Here is a 1,336-nt window from a genome sequence, read left to right on the forward strand (position 1 = left end):
CAAAATTGCGCGGCGGGCGCTTGAGAAGCAACGTACCGACGAACTCGAATTCGCGCGATTGCTCAATGACAACGTCCCGACAGCCCCGATCTATAGCGGACTGGACGGCGGAATGAACGAGGCTTTTCTAGCAAAGTATCTGGTCAGAGTGACGCTTGCGAAAGTGATGCCGTATGCATCTTATCTGCCGCAACTGCCGCCAATCCCCTGGGTCACCAACGATAGTTCGTTGACGAGTAGATGGTTTGGCACCTCGTTCTCGAAACCGATTGCGTGTGATCTGGCTCGTTCCAGCTTCCTGTCGACCGTCGTGGAAGGAGACGACGGGTGCTAGAGCGCCCGGTCTACTTCAGGCTTGCATCCCCGCGCTCGCTATCAGCCCATACTCCCCGGCATGAAGCAGCGCGGCTTCGGATGACCATCTAGGTAGTAAGGCCAGACCATCGTACGGCCAGCGCGGTTCGGTCCATCCACGACAGCTTCGTTCGGAACATCAACCCACTCGCCATCAAGGCGTACGCGATAGTGACCGTCCTTAGTTTCCCAATCGGCGTCATCAACGCGCTTCGCATCACTGCCATCGCAGCAAGGCCCTTTGCCACTGTGCAAGCTCTCATACCAGCTGTTCAACTCGGGGTGCTGATAATCGTGGGCGCGAGCGTGACCGATTGTAAAGATCGGCAGCATGACAGTGAATACAGCAAGCGCTGCATGCCGAAGGTGATTGTTCATCTTACTCCTAATCCCGCAGTGGAAGTCCCACACGCCGAACACGTCAAGCACGCCAAACTTGGGCCCGTAGTAGCCACTCCAGGGCCACACACATCGCCGCCCCGGTACCGCAGAGTTTAAGCTTGCTCACTCACCACCGGAATGAAAGGCCAACAGTGCTTGTGTTCTCTATGGAGATGGAGAATCGATCGACCGATTAAAGGAATATTTCGTCACATCGTTTTCAACGATGCGCGATGTCGACGCGTCGTATGATCACGAGTTCCGGCGCATGCTGAAGAAATTGAGTTTGGCCCTAAGCAGGCCCTCCGCATCGCAACGCCCGGTCCGCAATCTCAACGACGCAGCAGTATCTCCGTCCGAGATGACAAATCCGCCTGCTCCGATCGTCAACACGCTATTAATTTCGATGTCGGCACAGTAGGCGGATATCGCTGCGACCACGACGCACGTCCGCTAATGGGATGGTCCGGCCGTGCTCCTGCCCCGCCAGCGATAAGCTGGCCAGGGGCGCCAAGACAAGGAGCACGCCATGTCCCAGACACTCAATACCGCGATCGCCGTGATCGGCATCGATATCGGCAAAAACTCGTTCCATGTCGTG

Annotated in this window: 2 protein-coding genes and 1 pseudogene; 1 reads left to right on the forward strand and 2 read right to left on the reverse strand. The window is 56.7% G+C overall.

Annotated elements, in window-relative coordinates:
* Positions 1-334, forward strand: a pseudogene (locus AB4Z51_RS44905) (L,D-transpeptidase family protein); the annotation flags it as partial.
* Positions 335-375: 41 nt separating this feature from the next.
* Here AB4Z51_RS44905 and AB4Z51_RS44910 read toward each other — a convergent pair.
* Together AB4Z51_RS44910 and AB4Z51_RS44915 are read right to left on the reverse strand one after the other, a co-directional pair.
* Positions 376-732 (reverse strand): hypothetical protein, encoded by a 357-nt coding sequence (locus AB4Z51_RS44910; RefSeq protein ID WP_223154002.1) that lies wholly within the window; start codon positions 730-732, stop codon positions 376-378.
* A gap of 400 nt (positions 733-1,132) precedes the next feature.
* Positions 1,133-1,336 (reverse strand): hypothetical protein (locus AB4Z51_RS44915; protein ID WP_441499765.1); only part of this gene is annotated, 204 nt, incomplete at its 5' end.

This window comes from Bradyrhizobium sp. 2TAF36 (assembly GCF_052114925.1).
Lineage (GTDB): Bacteria > Pseudomonadota > Alphaproteobacteria > Rhizobiales > Xanthobacteraceae > Bradyrhizobium > Bradyrhizobium barranii.

Coding starts and splice junctions, on each gene's coding strand:
- AB4Z51_RS44910 (WP_223154002.1), bottom strand. CDS start 732: ATGAACAATCACCTTCGGCATGCAGCGCTTGCTGTATTCACTGTCATG.